Source organism: Bradyrhizobium sp. P5_C12, assembly GCF_054049735.1.
On the sequence record NZ_JBFULU010000017.1, the window covers coordinates 32,447 to 47,063 of the forward strand.

Genomic DNA, 14,617 nt, shown 5'->3' on the forward strand with positions numbered 1-14,617 from the left:
GCACCTAACCCTTCCAGTGCAAGACAGTGATGAGCGTGAACAGGCGTCGCGAGGTCTCGAAATCGACCCGGACCTTGCCCTTCAGCCGCTCTTGCAGCGTGCGCGAGCCTTCGTCATGGATGCCGCGGCGGCCCATGTCAATGGCTTCGATCTTGTCCGGCGTCGCGGTGCGGATCGCCTGATAGTAGCTATCGCAGATCATGAAATAGTCCTTCACGATCCGCCGGAACGGCCCCAGCGACAACAGATGCACGACCACGGGCGTCGCGTCCTCGCAGCGGATGTCGAACATCAGCCGGTTGCCAGTGATGCCGATATGCAGCGTGAACGGCCCCTTGCCGTCGGCGCCCTCCGGCGCAAACAGGTTCTGCTCGATCAGATCGTAGATCGCGATCGCACGCTCATGCTCGATGTCGGGCCCGGAACGGCCGATCGACTCCTCGTCGAGGGTGACCGCGACGATGCGATTGGTCGAGTCGTCCTGTTCGGGCGGCCTGGTCATGACAGATTGAGGCGCAATCCAACCGAGCGCGAATGGGCATCAAGCCCCTCCGCCTTTCCGAGCGTCATCGCGGCCGGGCCCAGCGCACGCAGCTGATCCGGGCCGCATTTCAGGATCGAGGTGCGCTTGATGAAGTCGGCAACCCCCAGCCCCGAGGAGAACCGCGCCGAGCGCGCCGTCGGCAGCACGTGGTTGGAGCCGCCGACATAATCGCCGATCGCCTCCGGCGTATGCGCGCCGAGGAACACCGCGCCGGCGTTGCGGATCTTTGCGGCAAGCCCATCCGGGTCCGTGGTCATGATCTCGAGATGCTCGGCGGCGATGGCGTCCGCCAGCGGGATCGCATCGGTGAGATTCTTCACCATGATGATGGCGCCGAAGTCGGCCCAGGAGCGACCTGCGATCGCGGCACGCGGCAGCGTCTTCAACTGGGCTTCGACCGCCTTCTCGACATCGGCGGCAAGGCGCGCGGAATCGGTGATCAGGATCGATTGCGCGCTCGTGTCGTGCTCGGCCTGCGCCAGGAGGTCGGCGGCGATCCAATCGGCATTGCCGGTGTCGTCGGCGATGACCAGCACCTCGGAGGGGCCGGCGATCATGTCGATGCCGACCTTGCCGAACACCAGCCGCTTGGCGGCGGCGACATAGGCATTGCCGGGGCCGACAATCTTGGCCACCGGCGCGATCGTCGCGGTGCCGTGGGCGAGCGCGGCCACCGCCTGCGCGCCGCCGACACGATAGATCTCGGTGACGCCGCCGAGCTTTGCCGCCGCCAGCACCAGCGGATTGAGCTTGCCGTCGGGCGACGGCACCACCATCACGAGGCGCGCGACGCCGGCGACTTTTGCGGGCACGGCGTTCATCAGCACCGAGGACGGATAGGCCGCAGTCCCCCCGGGCACGTAGAGGCCGGCGGATTCGATCGCGGTGTAGCGCCAGCCGAGCTCGACGCCGAGCGGGTCGGTGAAGCGCTCGTCCTTCGGCAATTGCCGGACGTGGTAGGTCTCGATGCGGTCGCGCGCGAGTTTGAGCGCATCCAGCGTTGCGGCATCGCAGGCCTCAACCGCGGCCTCGATCTCGCCGGCCGTGACGCGCAGCGAGGCCGCATCCAGCGTCAGCCGGTCGAATTTTGCCGTGGCCTCGAGCAGGGCGGCATCGCCGCGCCTGGCCACATCGTCGACGATCGCGCGCGCGGCGGCCTCGACGTCGGCCGAGACCTCGCGCTTGGCGGCGAGGAAGGCCGCAAATCGCTGGTCAAAATCGGCGCTGCTGCGGTCGAGGCGAACGGGCATTTTGGGCTTGGCTTCCGGCTGGTTTTCGAGGGGGCGGATTGGCTCACCAGGTCCCCTGCTCAATGGCGCGACGGCCACCCGCCGTCAACCCTCGGCAGGTGTCGCCGTTTTCTGTGGTCATCCTGCTTTGACGTCGTCCTGGCGAAAGCCAGGACCCATTACCCCAAGTCTTTGTTATTGAACCAGGATGTTGCTCCAGCCCACTCTATCATAGCCGCCGGTGGTTATGGGTCCTGGCTTTCGCCAGGACGACGGCTGAGGGTTTGGCGCGGGATGCCCGTCCCTCACCCCTCCCCGACCGTTCCCAGCTCATCCGCCCCCAGATCGGTCAGCTCGCATTCCAGACATTCGACGTCGAGGCGGATGGCGCCGCCTTGGGCAAACAGCAGCAGCGCGCTGCCGCCGGGCTCCTCGTCGCGGCCGTCCTGGGGGTGAAACTCGATGCCGAGAAGATCCAGCAGCTTGTCCGGCGCGGCGAGGTCGATGTTGCGCGACTTGCAGGCCAGCACACGGTCGAAGCGCAGCGCGGCGACCAGCCGGCGCGGCGCGGCCTCACCTTCCAGCGTCTGTTCCCAGTCCAGCCGGCTCATGCCGACCACCAGCCGCTTCTCACCCTGCCGCCAGACGATGTCCGATGTCTGCACGCGGGCATCCTGCACATGGGTCGAGATCACGGCGAGATCGTCGGCATCGAGCGCAATCAGTTTGAGCTGGGGAGACATCACCGGCGCTTCTCCTTCGGGGCGGATGCGGCACAACGCGCATGGGCGCCAGAAATATCCGCAAAACTAACGGGCCGGCGGACTAGAGGCTATTGATATCCTTCATCTCCAGCACCTTCCGCGGATAACCCTGCCGGGCGACATGGATCATGGCGCGGCCGATCTGCTCGGTCGAGGTGACGAGCCCTGGCGAGATCCGGCGGAGCACCGACCAGAGTGGCCATGTCGCGGTGTAGACGGCCTGCACCCACGCGGTCTTGGAGCGGGCGCCGTGCAGGGGCTGGATCGCGCCGGGACGGAACATGTAGGCGCCCTTGAACGGCAGCTTGAGCAGATCGTTCTCGGTCTTGCCCTTGATCCGCGCCCACATCCGCGTCCCCTGCTCCGTGGAATCGGTTCCGGCGCCGGTGACGTAGGTGAAAATCATCTGCGGATTGAGCCTGGCCAGCATCGTCGCCGCCGCGAGCGTGATGTCGTAGGTGAGGTGGCGGTAACGCTCCTCGCTCATGCCGATCGAGGAGACGCCGAGACAGAAGAAACCGGCATCGAAGCCGGTGAGCTGCGCTTCGATCGCCGAATAGTCGATAAAATCGTCGTGGATGATCTCGGTGAGCTTGGCGTTGCGCACGCCGGTCGGGCTGCGACCGACCGCGACGACGCGCGCGACGCCGGGATCGATCAGGCATTCGCGCAAAACACCCTGCCCGACCATGCCGGTCGCGCCGAAGATGATGACTTGCATCGGAACGTCCCCAACGGCGTCGCGGCTCATGCGGCGGCCGCGATCTCGTCGAAGGATACACCGGTCAGTGTCGCCGAGACATCCCACAGCATCGCAGCAGCGGCAAAATCCTTCGCCCGCGGCATGATCTTCGCCGGCTCGGGCGGCCCCTTCAATTCATAGAACCCGTTCGGACCGTAATAGCCGCCGGGCTCGGCGAACGACGAGGTCGCCGCGAACAAGGTGGGCAGCGCGCCGTCGGCTGCGGACTGGCTGATCAAGGGCTGCAACAGCCGTCCGACTTGCCATGACAGGGTGTTGGTGCCCGGACCGTTCGGAATGAGATCGGTCCGCGCGTAGCCGGGATGGGCGGCGAGACTCATCACGCCCCACCCTGCCGCGTCGCTGCGGCGCTGCAACTCCAGCGCAAACATCAGCATCGCGAGCTTGGACTGGCAATAGGCCCGCCACGGCCGATAGGAGCGCTTGCATTGCAGGTCGTCGAAATCGATCGCGCCGGAGCGGTGCGCGAGACTGGACAGATTGACGATCCGGGCCGCCTTGGTGCGGCGAAGCTGCGGCAGCAGGCGTGCCGTGAGCGCATAATGGCCGAGATAGTTGGTGCCGAGCTGCATCTCGAAACCGTCCGCGGTCTCCTGCCGCGTCGGCAGCGCCATCACGCCGGCATTGTTGATCAGGAGGTCGAGCGTTTCATTGCTGGCGGCAAAGCGTCTGGCGAAATCGGCCACGGAGGCGAGACTTGCGAGATCCAGATGCTCATAGGCGATCAGCGCGTTGGGAAAGCGGTTGCAAATGCCCTCGATCGCCCGCAGGCCCTTTGCGTCGTTGCGCCCGGTGAGTATGACGATGGCGCCGGCACCCGCCAGCGCCAGTGCCGTCTCGTAGCCGAGGCCGCCCGTGGCTCCGGTGACGACGGCGGTCTTGCCGCTGAGGGAGGGGATGTCTGCCGTGGTCCAGTCGGTCATGCCATATCTCCAGGCTGGGGGATACAAAAGGCCCGCGACCGAACTAAATGTGCACTTGGTGCAACTTTGCAAGGGGTGAAGGAATTTGAAGGCTTCGAGGCACATCGGGAAACGCGCCAAGCCATTGTCTTCGGAAGAGAAACCGCCGGCAATGCCGGGCCTGCGCCAGCGCAAGCGGCAGCAGACCCGCGAGCGGCTGAAGCGCGCGGCGATGGCGCTGTTTCTGGAGCGCGGCTTCGAGGCCACGACCATCGACGATGTCGCGGCCGCGGCGGACGTGTCGCGCCGCAGCTTCTTCCATTATTTCGCCTCGAAGGAGGATGTGGTCGCCGCCTGGCAGGAGGATGCAGCGGCCGCGCTGGTCGCCGAGATCCTCGCCAGGCCCGCGGACGAATCCATGCTGACGGCGGCGGAGAATGCGATCGCCGCGGCGGTCAAGCGGATCGATCCGACCGAGGCAGCCGCGATGTCGCGGCTCAAGCGCGACAATCCCGCGCTTCACGCGCGCGACCAGCTCAAATACGAGAAGCTCGAGCGGGCCTTGGCGGAAGGGCTGGCCCAGCGCTCCGGCCGCAAATCAGACCGGCTGAAGGCGCGTCTCGTCGCCATGATCGCCACCGGCGCGATGCGCGTCGGCGGCGAGAGCTGGATCGGCGAAGGTGCGCGGGAAAAGCCGGAGGCTTTCGTCAAGCGGACCTTCGACGCGATCAGGGGGATATTGGAGTGAGGCGCCTCACCCCTTGAAGAACGCCAGCAGATCCGCGTTGATGGTCTCGGCATGTGTCGTCGGCATGCCGTGCGGAAAGCCCTTGTAGGTCTTCAGCGTGCCGTTCTTGAGCAGCTTGGCCGACAGCGGCGCAGAGTCGGCGTAAGGCACGATCTGGTCGTCGTCGCCGTGCATCACCAACACGGGCACGTTGATCTTCTTCAGGTCCTCGGTGAAGTCGGTCTGCGAGAAGGCGACGATGCCGTCGTAATGCGCCTTCGCGCCGCCCATCATGCCCTGCCGCCACCAGTTCTGGATCACCGCTTCCGACGGTTTCGCGCCGGGACGGTTGTAGCCGTAGAACGGGCCGGCGGCGATGTCGCGGTAGAAGCTCGAACGGCCGGCGGCGAGCTGGACCTGGAAATCGTCGAACACGCTCTTCGGCAGGCCGCCGGGATTGGCCGCGGTCTGCACCATCAGCGGCGGCACCGCGGACAGGATCGCAGCCTTCGCCACCCGGCTCTCGCCATGGCGCGCAATGTAATGCACGACCTCGCCGCCGCCGGTGGAGTGGCCGACGTGAATGGCGTTCTTGAGGTCGAGATGCGCCGTCACGGCCGCGAGGTCGTCGGCATAGTGATCCATGTCGTGGCCGTCGGCGACCTGCGACGAGCGGCCGTGGCCGCGGCGGTCATGGGCGATGACGCGGTAGCCGCGGGTCACGAAGAACATCATCTGCGCGTCCCAGTCGTCGGACGACAGCGGCCAGCCATGGCTGAACACGATCGGCTGACCGGAGCCCCAGTCCTTGTAGAAGATCTCGACGCCGTCTTTGGTGGTGATGGTGGGCATGAAAGGCTCCTTTTAGTGGGACGTCATTCCGGGGCGCGCATCCGCGCGAACCCGGAATCTGGAGATTGTTGTGCGAGATTCTCAGGTGCGCGATTGCGCACCAGAGTTCATCGCTGCGCGATGCCTCGGAATGACGAGGATCGTGCGATCAGGCAAACGCCATCGGCTTGAAGCGGCGCCAGGCGCCGACGGTCACCACCACGAAGAACACCAGCACGATGCCCTGCACCACGGCGAACACCGGGCCCGACGGCGGTGCCGGCGGCACGGCGGGCGCGAGCGCGGCCAGCGCCGGCACCTTCAGGAACGACTGGATCACCAGCACGAAGACGTTGAAATAGAGCGAGATCATCGCGGTCACGACGTAGACCGGACGCCAGACGCCGGCGAGCTTCATGCCGTACAGCGCGAAGCAGGCGATCGCGAGCAGCACCAGCGAGATGATGCCGATGATATGCGACGGCAGCAGCTCCTTGAACGGAAACAGGAAGCCGGTGGCGCTGGTCAGAATCGTGAACAGCAGGAAGATCGCGGTGAGGCCCGGCAGCGGCTTCGAACCCAGCAGGCCGAACATCACGATGAGGCCAGCGACGATCGCGATCAGGCTGATGATGACATGGACCAACGTGAAGGCGGGCAGGCTCAACCCAAGAACCATGGCATCTCTCCTATTCTCTGCATTGAGATCGGATTAGTATTACGGTCCTCATGAGATTGCCACATGCGTTGTCGTCACACGCATGGTCAAAGCCATGCGTCATCGTGCGAATCGACAAACGCATGGCTGAATTTTTTGCATCGCTGTCACAAACGACGGCAGTTTGTAGTTTGTAGCCCGGATGGAGCGTAGCGTAATCCGGGAATCGTGCCACAAGCGACAGCGGCCCCGGATTGCGCTTCGCTCCATCCGAGCTACGAGCTCTCAGGTCTTCGACGAAAGTTGAATCGATCCTTCACACGTCCTTGGTGTCGAAGATCAGYAGGTCGGCGCCGCCGCTGGCGAATTTCGGCACGTCGCCTGCTGCCGCCTTGCCCTCTGCACTGCCGAATGCCGCCTGGATGTCGGCCACGCTGTTGAAGGAGAGAATGGCGACGAGGTGGACTCCGGAAGGTCCCGCGGGGGAGCCGACCGGCCCCGTGCTGACGGCGTATTTTTTCAGGCCGGGAAGTTTCTTGGCGAGTGGAATGTGGGTCTCGGCATAATGCTTGTCGAAGGCGGCAGCATCCTTGGGCGTCTTGTAGAGCACGACGAGTTCAGCCATTTAGTCCTCCCTTGCGAATCCTTGTTCTTCCACGCGCGATTGGCCTCGCGACGGGGGATAGTCCGTGGGACACGGCAAGATGGCAAGTCAGATTCCGCTTGCCACCTGCTTGTCTTGTCCTTGGCTAAAGCGCCGGTTTTGCGGCGTCGCCGAGGAAGCCGTGCAGGGACGCCACGACCTGCGCGCCCTCGCCGATGGCGCCGCCGACGCGCTTGACCGAGCCGGAGCGGACGTCGCCGACGGCGTAGACGCCGGGCACGGAGGTCTCCAACGGCGCCACCAGCCGGCCCTGGTTCTGCTCGGACTGCGCGCCGGTGACGACGAAGCCGCCGCGATCGAGCGTCACGCCGCAGCCGTCGAGCCAGTTGGTGGCGGGATCGGCGCCGACGAACAGGAAGAGATTGCGGATGTCGGCAACATCCTCGTCGCTCGACAGCCGGCTCTTCCAGCGGATGCGCCGCAGCAGCGAGGCTTCATCGCCCTCGAGCGCCGTGATCTCGGTGTTGAACAGCAGCTCGATGTTCGGCGTCGCTTCGATGCGCTCAATGAGATAGCGCGACATGCTGGCCCCTAAGCCGCCGCCGCGGATGATCATCAGCACTTTCTTGGCATGGCCCGACAGGAACACGGCGGCCTGCCCCGCCGAATTGCCGGCGCCGACCAGCGCCACCTCCTCGCCGGAGCAAAGCCGCGCCTCCACGGGCGAGGCCCAGTACCAGACGCCGCGGCCCTCGAACTTGTCGAGGTTCGCCATCTCAGGCCGGCGATAGCGCGCGCCGCTCGCGACCACCACCGCACGCGAGCGCAATGTGTCGCCGCAATCCAGCGCAAGCGCGAAGGTGCCGGCTCTGCGCGAACAGTCCAGCGACTTCACCGACATCGGGATCATGATCTCGGCGCCGAACTTCTGCGCCTGGGTGAAGGCCCGGCCGGCCAGGGCCTGGCCGGAGATGCCGGTCGGAAAGCCGAGATAGTTTTCGATGCGCGCGCTGGCGCCGGCCTGGCCGCCGAAGGCGCGCGTATCGACGACCGCGACCGAGAGGCCTTCGGAGGCCGCGTAGACCGCGGTCGCGAGCCCCGCCGGCCCGCAGCCGACGATCGCGACGTCGTAGATGCGATCGTCCTTCGACCCGCCGATCATGCCGATGGCGCGCCCGAGCTCGATCTCGCTGGGATTGCGCAGCACGCTGCCGTCGGCGGTGACGACCAGCGGCCAATCCTCGGGCTTCGGCGAATAACGCGCAATCACCTCCGCCGCGTCATTCTCGCTGTCGGGATCAAGCAGATGATGCGGCTGGCCGTTGCGGGTGAGGAAGCCCTGCAAGCGCACCACGCCGGCGGAGTTCGACGGCCCGATCAGCACGGGGCCACCGATGCCGCCCTGGATCAGGCTGACCCGGCGCAGGATCAGCGCGCGCATGATGCGCTCGCCGAGCTCGGCTTCGGCGACCAGCAGCGCGCGCAGCCGGTCCGGCGGGATCAGGAGCACCTCGACATCGCCCTCGGCGCGGCCATCGACCAGCGCCGGCCTCCCCGAGAGCTGGCCGAGCTCGGCCAGGAATTGTCCCGGCCCCTGATCGATCACCGGGGTGATGTGACCGAGCCCGTCACGCTGGGCGATGGCGACATGGCCCTTCAGCACGACGAACATGCCCGGCCCCGGCTTGCCGGTCTCGAACAGCAGCGCGCCATCCGCGTAGGTGCGAAGCTCGCCGAAAAGACGCATCCGCTCGATCTCGGCGGGCGTCAGCGTCGGAAAGGTCTGCTCGGGGCGCGAGAACTGTGCCATCTGCGCCTCCCTGTCGGTTCGTTGCACCTCGTCTTGCCCCATGGTCACTCTCACTCATTCCAAAATTCTCGCCGCCGGATTCTAACCACCGGTCTTGCCGGCGATCCCCTCATCTAGGGAATCATCGTCGTTCTGCGAGGGCTCGGTGATGGCGGCACGTTCGCGCGCCTGCACCTTCCGCCGCTTCAGGTTTTCGCGCAGCGCCGATTTCAGCCGGTCGTCCCGGGACGCCCGGTCCTGTCTTGAGTCCTGCCTTGCGCTCTTGTCGTTCTCGTCGGTCATCACGGGCCCATCAATGCGATCGGCCGCAGGATGCCATCGAATAACGGCAGCTCAAGAGGCGATCACCGGCTGCGACAACGAAGTCGCCAGATTTGGGCGAATTCGAGGGCGTGGCCAACTGGCCAATTGGCTGGGGGATATCGGTACCCGAATCGGCCGAAAGCTGGCCGGCTCAAGCCAAAACAGCCATTTTGGCCCCGATATCAGCCCGATTTTCTCGATTTGACGGGGCCTGCAAGCTTGCACAGGCGGGGGGCTTGTGGCAGATATCGGCCCGCTTGGTAGGCCCCTCATGGCGGCCGATTCTTATCCCAGCACCTGCTGCCGTAGCTCAGTGGTAGAGCACTCCATTGGTAATGGAGAGGTCGACAGTTCAATCCTGTCTGGCAGCACCATTTTCTGGGTTCAATCACGCACAGATCGGCATTCTCGCGGCACGTAGCGCCCGAGTTTTTCTCGTTTCCTTGACCCTCTTTCCGTGAAGAGGGCGCAGGGAAGACCGGGTGCCGGCTGGCACCCATGATCCGCTGTGCGAAGAATTTGCACACGCAAATGCACAGGCGGACAACAGGTGGGCCGGAAAACACCCGGCCTTCCCTGCGCGATGGGTTGACGGCTTATGCGCGCTCTCCCCGGAGCCGAGTTCCTTCTGGCCTCCGTCACCTTGCGAATTGGCGATGTCCCGCGGCCCGGTTGAGCTCCGATCCATCTCCGCAAGGCTTGACCGTAGCAACGACGGTCAGGACCACACGTTTTCGCCGTACGCTTCAGCGCCGTCCGTTCCGCACGCAGCAAGGATCTCACGAGGTTCATCTCGCCCTGATCCCGCCTTCGCGTGCCCGACGCCACCGCGTCCACCGCACCCCCGCCCACGTTCGTGACGACGTACGATCGCCCCTCTTCCTGGACCAGGATGGCGGAATAGTGCCGTAAATCCGAATTTCGGTAAAGTGAAAAATTTTTGCGACGGGGGATTGACGGTGTTTCGGGGGAGCCAGGTGTTTTGCCCGACGGGTCAAATGAGCGCGGGCGTCTCAGCTCGTAGGATGGGGAGAGCGGAGCGAAACTCATCGCGCCTTGTCTGCGCGGAAGCATGATGGGTTTCGCAAGTGCTCTACCCATCCTACGCGCTCTCGCATCCTCGCCTGTCATCTGACGCGGGTGATGAACATCGTCGGGATCAAGCCGCTGATCGCTGCGATCATGGCCTGAGAGACGCAACAGGAATCTGGCTTCGGCGCCGACGCACCTGCGAAGCCGTATTTACACGGACAAGATCCTTGGCCGACGTCGCACGCGCCACTCACCTCAGGTTCCATCGAGCCATGCTGCTGACGCATTCTCTGTCTTAGTCGGTGAGAACCTAAAACACTGCGTGCGGACCACTCTGGTTCGCACAACGGTTCCGTAGCCAGGGGTTGGCTCGAATCCGCAAAGCTTTGGCGCAAGTTCATGAACGCTTCCGCGTTCGCTTGACCATGCTTGCGGTATCGGAACCGGACATCGAAAAAATCACAGGAGTTATGATGCTGTTCCGCTCGAGCGCCGCAAATTGCGGCGCCCTGGTTGCGCTTGCCGTTTCTGTTACCGTTGCTCGAAGTGAAGCGTGTGGCGTTCGCTCAAGCGCCGTCGTCGATGCCGCCTCTGGAGATGCGATCGTTGGCGCCGCGTCCATGTACAATCCGTTCAAGCCCGGCAAGGAGGAGGGCGGTCCGAGCACAGCTTCCGGCGAGCGTTATGATCCCTCTGTCTGGGCAGCCGCGATCAAGACGAATTTGCGCGGAAAATTCGGTGGGGTCCAATTTGGCGCAAGGCCGAAATATGCCCTCGTCGAGGCCGTCGGCAAGAAGGTCATCGTCAAGATCAATGACGTGGGGCCATTGAGGCCTGGCCGCATCATCGACCTCAACGAGCGGACGATGCGCCATTTCGATCCAAGCCTGGAGCTCGGAGTCATTGGCGACGTAAAAGTTAGCCCACTTTCAGGGGACGATTGGATCCCGGGACCGGTGGGCTGAACGTCCCACGCGAAGTGGCGTGGCCCGGATGGAGCGCAAGCGTAATCCGGGGCCATCAGTTGCGGAAGCAATCGTCACGGATTGCGCGGAGCCTGTCATCCGGCGGCGCTTCGCGCCGACCCGTTGGCTCCATCCGGGCTACGCGCTGAACGTCCCACACACATTCATCGCGCGGGGGTTTCCTCTTCGCCCGCCTGGTGTCCGGTGAAGCGATCGTCGGCACGGCGCAGCCGCCGGCAAAGCTCGCGATTGATGTTCTGCAGCACGATCACATAGGCGTGGATATCGGCCTTGTAGCAGGCGTAGAGCTTTTGCGCCGTCAGCTCGTACAGCACCGTCGGACTCTCCGCGACCACCGTGGCGGAGCGATTTTGCATTTCAATCAGCGCCATCTCGCCGAAGAAATCGCCGGCCTCCAGAACGGAAATCGGGATGACATTCCCCGCGTTCGCCCGTTTGCGCACCGCCAGCCGGCCGGACTTGACGATGAACATCGAGCGTCCCGGGTCGTCTTCCGCCACGACGGTCGCTCCGGCATCAAAGCGGCACTCGACCAGCATCGAAATCAGGAGGTCGAGGCTTGGGTCCGGAAGACCGCCGAAGAACGGCGTCGCGAGCAGGAACGCTTTCAGCTCGGGGGCACTGACAACCATCGCGCTAGGATACGCCCCGTCGCTATCTCCGACAAGCAGAGCACACGCAGGCGATGACGACGCTCAACGTGTTTGAAAAGCGGCGTAGCCCGGATGGAGCGAAGCGTAATCCGGGGCCAGCAGCCACGGATACAGTCGTCCCGGATTGCGCGGAGCCTGTCATCGGGCGGCGCTTCGCGCCGCCCCGTTGGCTCCATCCGGGCTACGAGCTCTCGCCGCGCAACGTCCTTCGCTTTCGCCACACCTGCAGGTCAATCATGACCTTTACGGTGGCCGCGAGGACAAGCGCGCACAGCGCCACTTTCGAGATTGTCTCCATCGTCCCCTCGATCAGCAGGCAATGGGCCACACTGCCTGCGACGATGACGATGGCGAGGGGAATATGGACGATGCGCCAGGTCAGGAGCCGCAGTCCCAATCGCCGGCGCAGCGCAGCCAGCAGCGCGACAGTGAAGATGGCCCACATGGCGGTCACGCCAAAGGGCGAGAACGGCGTCGGTGACGAGAAGGTCAGGGCGTCGATCATGTCGGGCGGACTGGTGATCCAGAGGCCGGCGACGTGGACCACCACCGCCAGGACCAGCGCGCCGCCGATCCAGTGATGCGCACGCCGTCCACGATAGGCCGACAGTCCCGGCAGATATCCGCCAATCAACAGAGGCTGAACCAGCACGAGACCCAGCGCAATGATCCCTGCGAATCCGGCCAGGATGTAGACCGGACCGCGCCATGCGAGCTGCTCGCTTCCCGCAGCAGCGGCGATCGGCACGCCAATGGCCAAAGCAAGGGCGGCCCAGATCAGGGGCGCCCGGGCCAATCTCCACCGCTTCATTCGCTGGCCCGGTCAGGCCGGCAGCAGGACGAAGTGCGCCTCGAGGCTGGTTTCCTTCGCGCTCCGCATCACCGGGCGCAGAAAGACGGTCTTGAATTCACCGCTGTCATAGGCGAGGTGGCCGTGCGGCTGGCCGAAAATCGGAATGATCTGCGGCATCTCGAGCCGGAACTTGCCGTCCTTGTCGGTGAGCGTGGCGCCATGACTCTGCGGCTCGTGCTCCTGCCCTTCGGTCGTGTGCGCCCAGATCTGGATGCGCTGCCCGGCGAGAGGTGCCCCGTCGCCGGCGCGGCGCACGGTGCCGCTCATCCAGAAGCCACCCTTTCCGATCCGCTCCACGATCGGCGCGCCCTTGCGATAATTGTTCGCCCCGCCCGACATCGAATCGGTCGGAGCGAGGCCTTCCGCGTGGGCCGGCAACAACAGCCCGGACACCCCGGCTGTCAAAACCCCGGTTGCCAAAACGGAACCGCCGGCGGCGAGGAGACTGCGGCGGTTGAATACGACCGTGGTCATGTCAGTTCCTCCTGGCGACGATGCACTGGCGCCGCCAAGGGTACATCAACAAGCGCGAGCCGCCCAGTTGGGATGAACGGCGCAACGGGTCGCAATAACGCTGTTGTGAACCGCGCCACGGCCCACATGCGTGGCGACGGCGGCGTCAGAATTTGTCCATGACGTATTTCATACCGATCGGAATGGCGTCCAGCAGCGGCTTCCTGTCATCGTGCCCGATCTGGTAACCTTTGACGATCGCCTGTCCCCGTTCCTCCGGCGTGCCATGATGGTCCTTGTCGTTGACCAGGGGGTCTCCGAACTTGAATTGCGTCATGGCGACGACGGCCGCGTTGAAACTCGGCTTCTCCCACTTTCGTACGCCCGCGAAATAGCCGGCCAAAAAATCGGCGTGCAGTTCCAGCCGTTTCACGGTGGTCTGTCCGTCGAGGAGAAGCTTGTCCAGCTTCAGCTTGAACTGGAGGATGTGTCCGAACTCGTGGGCGCAGACCGCCACGACCGCGGCATCTGGTGCCTCGGGCCTTGCCAGCAATTCCTTCAGATACCGCCGTCCGAAAAGGACCGTCCCATCGGTACCGGCCACGCGCTTCCTATCGGTTGCGAACGCAGCCGGAGCATCAGAGTCGTCGTAATATGCGAATGCGGGGGTGACGTTCAGACAATCGGAAATCCTGTTCAAGGTCTGCGCCAGCGCATAGTCGAAGTCCTTGTCGCCTGACGTGAGGATCATCGGTACATCGCCGGTAGGCCTTCGCGCATCCTGCTCGTTGCCGAGAATGTTGTCGGCCTCGCTGCTCGACAGGCTGCAGCCATAGATCGGATTGTGGCGGCTTCCCGCTGCCGCCGCGCCGGCGATGTCGAAGAGAAGAAGACCACAACCCGCGAGACAACATCTCCGTGTCAGCATCTGACGCCTCCCTAGCAGAGGTTTGGAAATTTCCGGCAGGCCTCTGAGGCCTTGTCCACCGGAGGTGGAGACTCCGACGGCGGATTCGGCGCGCTTCCCGGGGTCGGAGCGGCGGTTCGGGGAAGCGGCACGGGTTGGGCCGGCAGCGGCTGGGGCGCCGGGTTTCCAACGTTGAAGTTGGCGTACTCGATGCGGTTGGTATAGAGGCTGATGCCGAGCTGCCAGGTCGACACGCCGTTCTGATGCTGCGCCACCAGGGAGTAGACCGGCCCTGCAGGAAGCTGTGTCTGCCCGCTCACGACGACATTGGTCACCTGCCCAAGCTGGACCAGCTGCGGGTAGACGCCGCTGTTGCCCGTCTGCATGGCGATCGTCTGCCAAAGCTGCGGACCATACCAGGTGATGTTCGGCGTGCCCGTCTGCAATTGCTGGATGACGGCCATCAGGATTTGCCGGGGATCCGCCTGCGCTGACGCCGTCCTCGTCGCCGGCGCCTGAAGCAGGCAGGCCAGCACCACCGCGATCAAAAACCTGATCGATCCTTTCAAAATCATCTGCATCCCCTGCCACTCACGAA

17 protein-coding genes and 1 tRNA gene are annotated in these 14,617 nt (G+C 64.5%); 3 read left to right on the forward strand and 15 right to left on the reverse strand.

The window, feature by feature from the left end; genetic code table 11:
* Positions 1-4: 4 nt before the first annotated feature.
* The 5 genes from ACXJMY_RS17230 to ACXJMY_RS17250 form a co-directional block, all read right to left on the reverse strand.
* Complete coding sequence (locus tag ACXJMY_RS17230; protein WP_456620529.1) at positions 5-502, reverse strand: UPF0262 family protein; 498 nt, start codon at positions 500-502, stop codon at positions 5-7.
* Entirely contained in the window at positions 499-1,794 is a 1,296-nt protein-coding gene (gene hisD / locus ACXJMY_RS17235) for a histidinol dehydrogenase (protein WP_456620530.1), read from the reverse strand. The genes ACXJMY_RS17230 and hisD overlap by 4 nt, the downstream gene beginning before the upstream one ends.
* 284 nt (positions 1,795-2,078) lie before the next feature.
* Complete coding sequence (locus ACXJMY_RS17240) at positions 2,079-2,516, reverse strand: DUF2948 family protein (protein WP_456620531.1); 438 nt, start codon at positions 2,514-2,516, stop codon at positions 2,079-2,081.
* An 82-nt stretch (positions 2,517-2,598) separates the two neighbouring features.
* The gene (locus ACXJMY_RS17245) at positions 2,599-3,258 is read right to left on the reverse strand and encodes an epimerase (protein WP_456620532.1); all 660 of its coding nucleotides are present in this window, start codon (positions 3,256-3,258) and stop codon (positions 2,599-2,601) included.
* 26 nt (positions 3,259-3,284) lie between these two features.
* A complete protein-coding gene (locus ACXJMY_RS17250; protein ID WP_456620533.1) occupies positions 3,285-4,223 on the reverse strand; it encodes an SDR family oxidoreductase in 939 nt (312 codons plus the stop codon).
* A 151-nt stretch (positions 4,224-4,374) separates the two neighbouring features.
* Here ACXJMY_RS17250 and ACXJMY_RS17255 point away from each other — a divergent pair, with 151 nt between their 5' ends.
* The gene (locus ACXJMY_RS17255) at positions 4,375-4,950 is read left to right on the forward strand and encodes a TetR/AcrR family transcriptional regulator (protein ID WP_456620534.1); all 576 of its coding nucleotides are present in this window, start codon (positions 4,375-4,377) and stop codon (positions 4,948-4,950) included.
* Between the two features lie 6 nt (positions 4,951-4,956).
* On the opposite strand, the gene ACXJMY_RS17260 is transcribed toward ACXJMY_RS17255, so the two are convergent.
* The 5 genes from ACXJMY_RS17260 to ACXJMY_RS17280 all read right to left on the reverse strand — a co-directional run bounded on the left by ACXJMY_RS17260 (position 4,957) and on the right by ACXJMY_RS17280 (position 9,114).
* Entirely contained in the window at positions 4,957-5,781 is an 825-nt protein-coding gene (locus ACXJMY_RS17260) for an alpha/beta fold hydrolase (RefSeq protein ID WP_456620535.1), read from the reverse strand.
* Between the two features lie 148 nt (positions 5,782-5,929).
* Complete coding sequence (locus ACXJMY_RS17265) at positions 5,930-6,439, reverse strand: hypothetical protein (RefSeq protein WP_456620536.1); 510 nt, start codon at positions 6,437-6,439, stop codon at positions 5,930-5,932.
* A gap of 295 nt (positions 6,440-6,734) precedes the next feature.
* A complete protein-coding gene (locus ACXJMY_RS17270) occupies positions 6,735-7,043 on the reverse strand; it encodes an EthD family reductase (protein ID WP_456620537.1) in 309 nt (102 codons plus the stop codon).
* Positions 7,044-7,167: 124 nt separating this feature from the next.
* The gene (locus tag ACXJMY_RS17275; protein ID WP_456620629.1) at positions 7,168-8,874 is read right to left on the reverse strand and encodes an FAD-dependent oxidoreductase; all 1,707 of its coding nucleotides are present in this window, start codon (positions 8,872-8,874) and stop codon (positions 7,168-7,170) included.
* A gap of 39 nt (positions 8,875-8,913) precedes the next feature.
* Positions 8,914-9,114 (reverse strand): hypothetical protein, encoded by a 201-nt coding sequence (locus tag ACXJMY_RS17280; RefSeq protein ID WP_456620538.1) that lies wholly within the window; start codon positions 9,112-9,114, stop codon positions 8,914-8,916.
* A gap of 320 nt (positions 9,115-9,434) precedes the next feature.
* Here ACXJMY_RS17280 and ACXJMY_RS17285 point away from each other — a divergent pair.
* Positions 9,435-9,509 (forward strand) — tRNA-Thr (locus ACXJMY_RS17285).
* Between the two features lie 1,128 nt (positions 9,510-10,637).
* A complete protein-coding gene (locus ACXJMY_RS17290; RefSeq protein ID WP_456620630.1) occupies positions 10,638-11,132 on the forward strand; it encodes a septal ring lytic transglycosylase RlpA family protein in 495 nt (164 codons plus the stop codon).
* Between the two features lie 164 nt (positions 11,133-11,296).
* Here the strand turns inward: ACXJMY_RS17290 and ACXJMY_RS17295 are convergent, their stop codons facing one another.
* The 5 genes from ACXJMY_RS17295 to ACXJMY_RS17315 form a co-directional block, all read right to left on the reverse strand.
* On the reverse strand, positions 11,297-11,785 hold the full coding sequence (locus tag ACXJMY_RS17295; RefSeq protein ID WP_456620539.1) for a Crp/Fnr family transcriptional regulator: 489 nt from the start codon (positions 11,783-11,785) through the stop codon (positions 11,297-11,299).
* 202 nt (positions 11,786-11,987) lie between these two features.
* Positions 11,988-12,617, reverse strand: coding sequence for a ferric reductase (locus tag ACXJMY_RS17300; protein WP_456620540.1), 630 nt, complete (start codon positions 12,615-12,617; stop codon positions 11,988-11,990).
* A gap of 12 nt (positions 12,618-12,629) precedes the next feature.
* Positions 12,630-13,133, reverse strand: coding sequence for a Twin-arginine translocation pathway signal (locus ACXJMY_RS17305; protein ID WP_456620541.1), 504 nt, complete (start codon positions 13,131-13,133; stop codon positions 12,630-12,632).
* A 145-nt stretch (positions 13,134-13,278) separates the two neighbouring features.
* Positions 13,279-14,040, reverse strand: a complete 762-nt coding sequence (locus tag ACXJMY_RS17310; protein ID WP_456620542.1) for a metalloprotease — start codon at positions 14,038-14,040, stop codon at positions 13,279-13,281.
* 11 nt (positions 14,041-14,051) lie between these two features.
* Positions 14,052-14,594, reverse strand: coding sequence for a hypothetical protein (locus tag ACXJMY_RS17315; protein WP_456620543.1), 543 nt, complete (start codon positions 14,592-14,594; stop codon positions 14,052-14,054).
* Between the last annotated feature and the right edge of the window lie 23 nt (positions 14,595-14,617).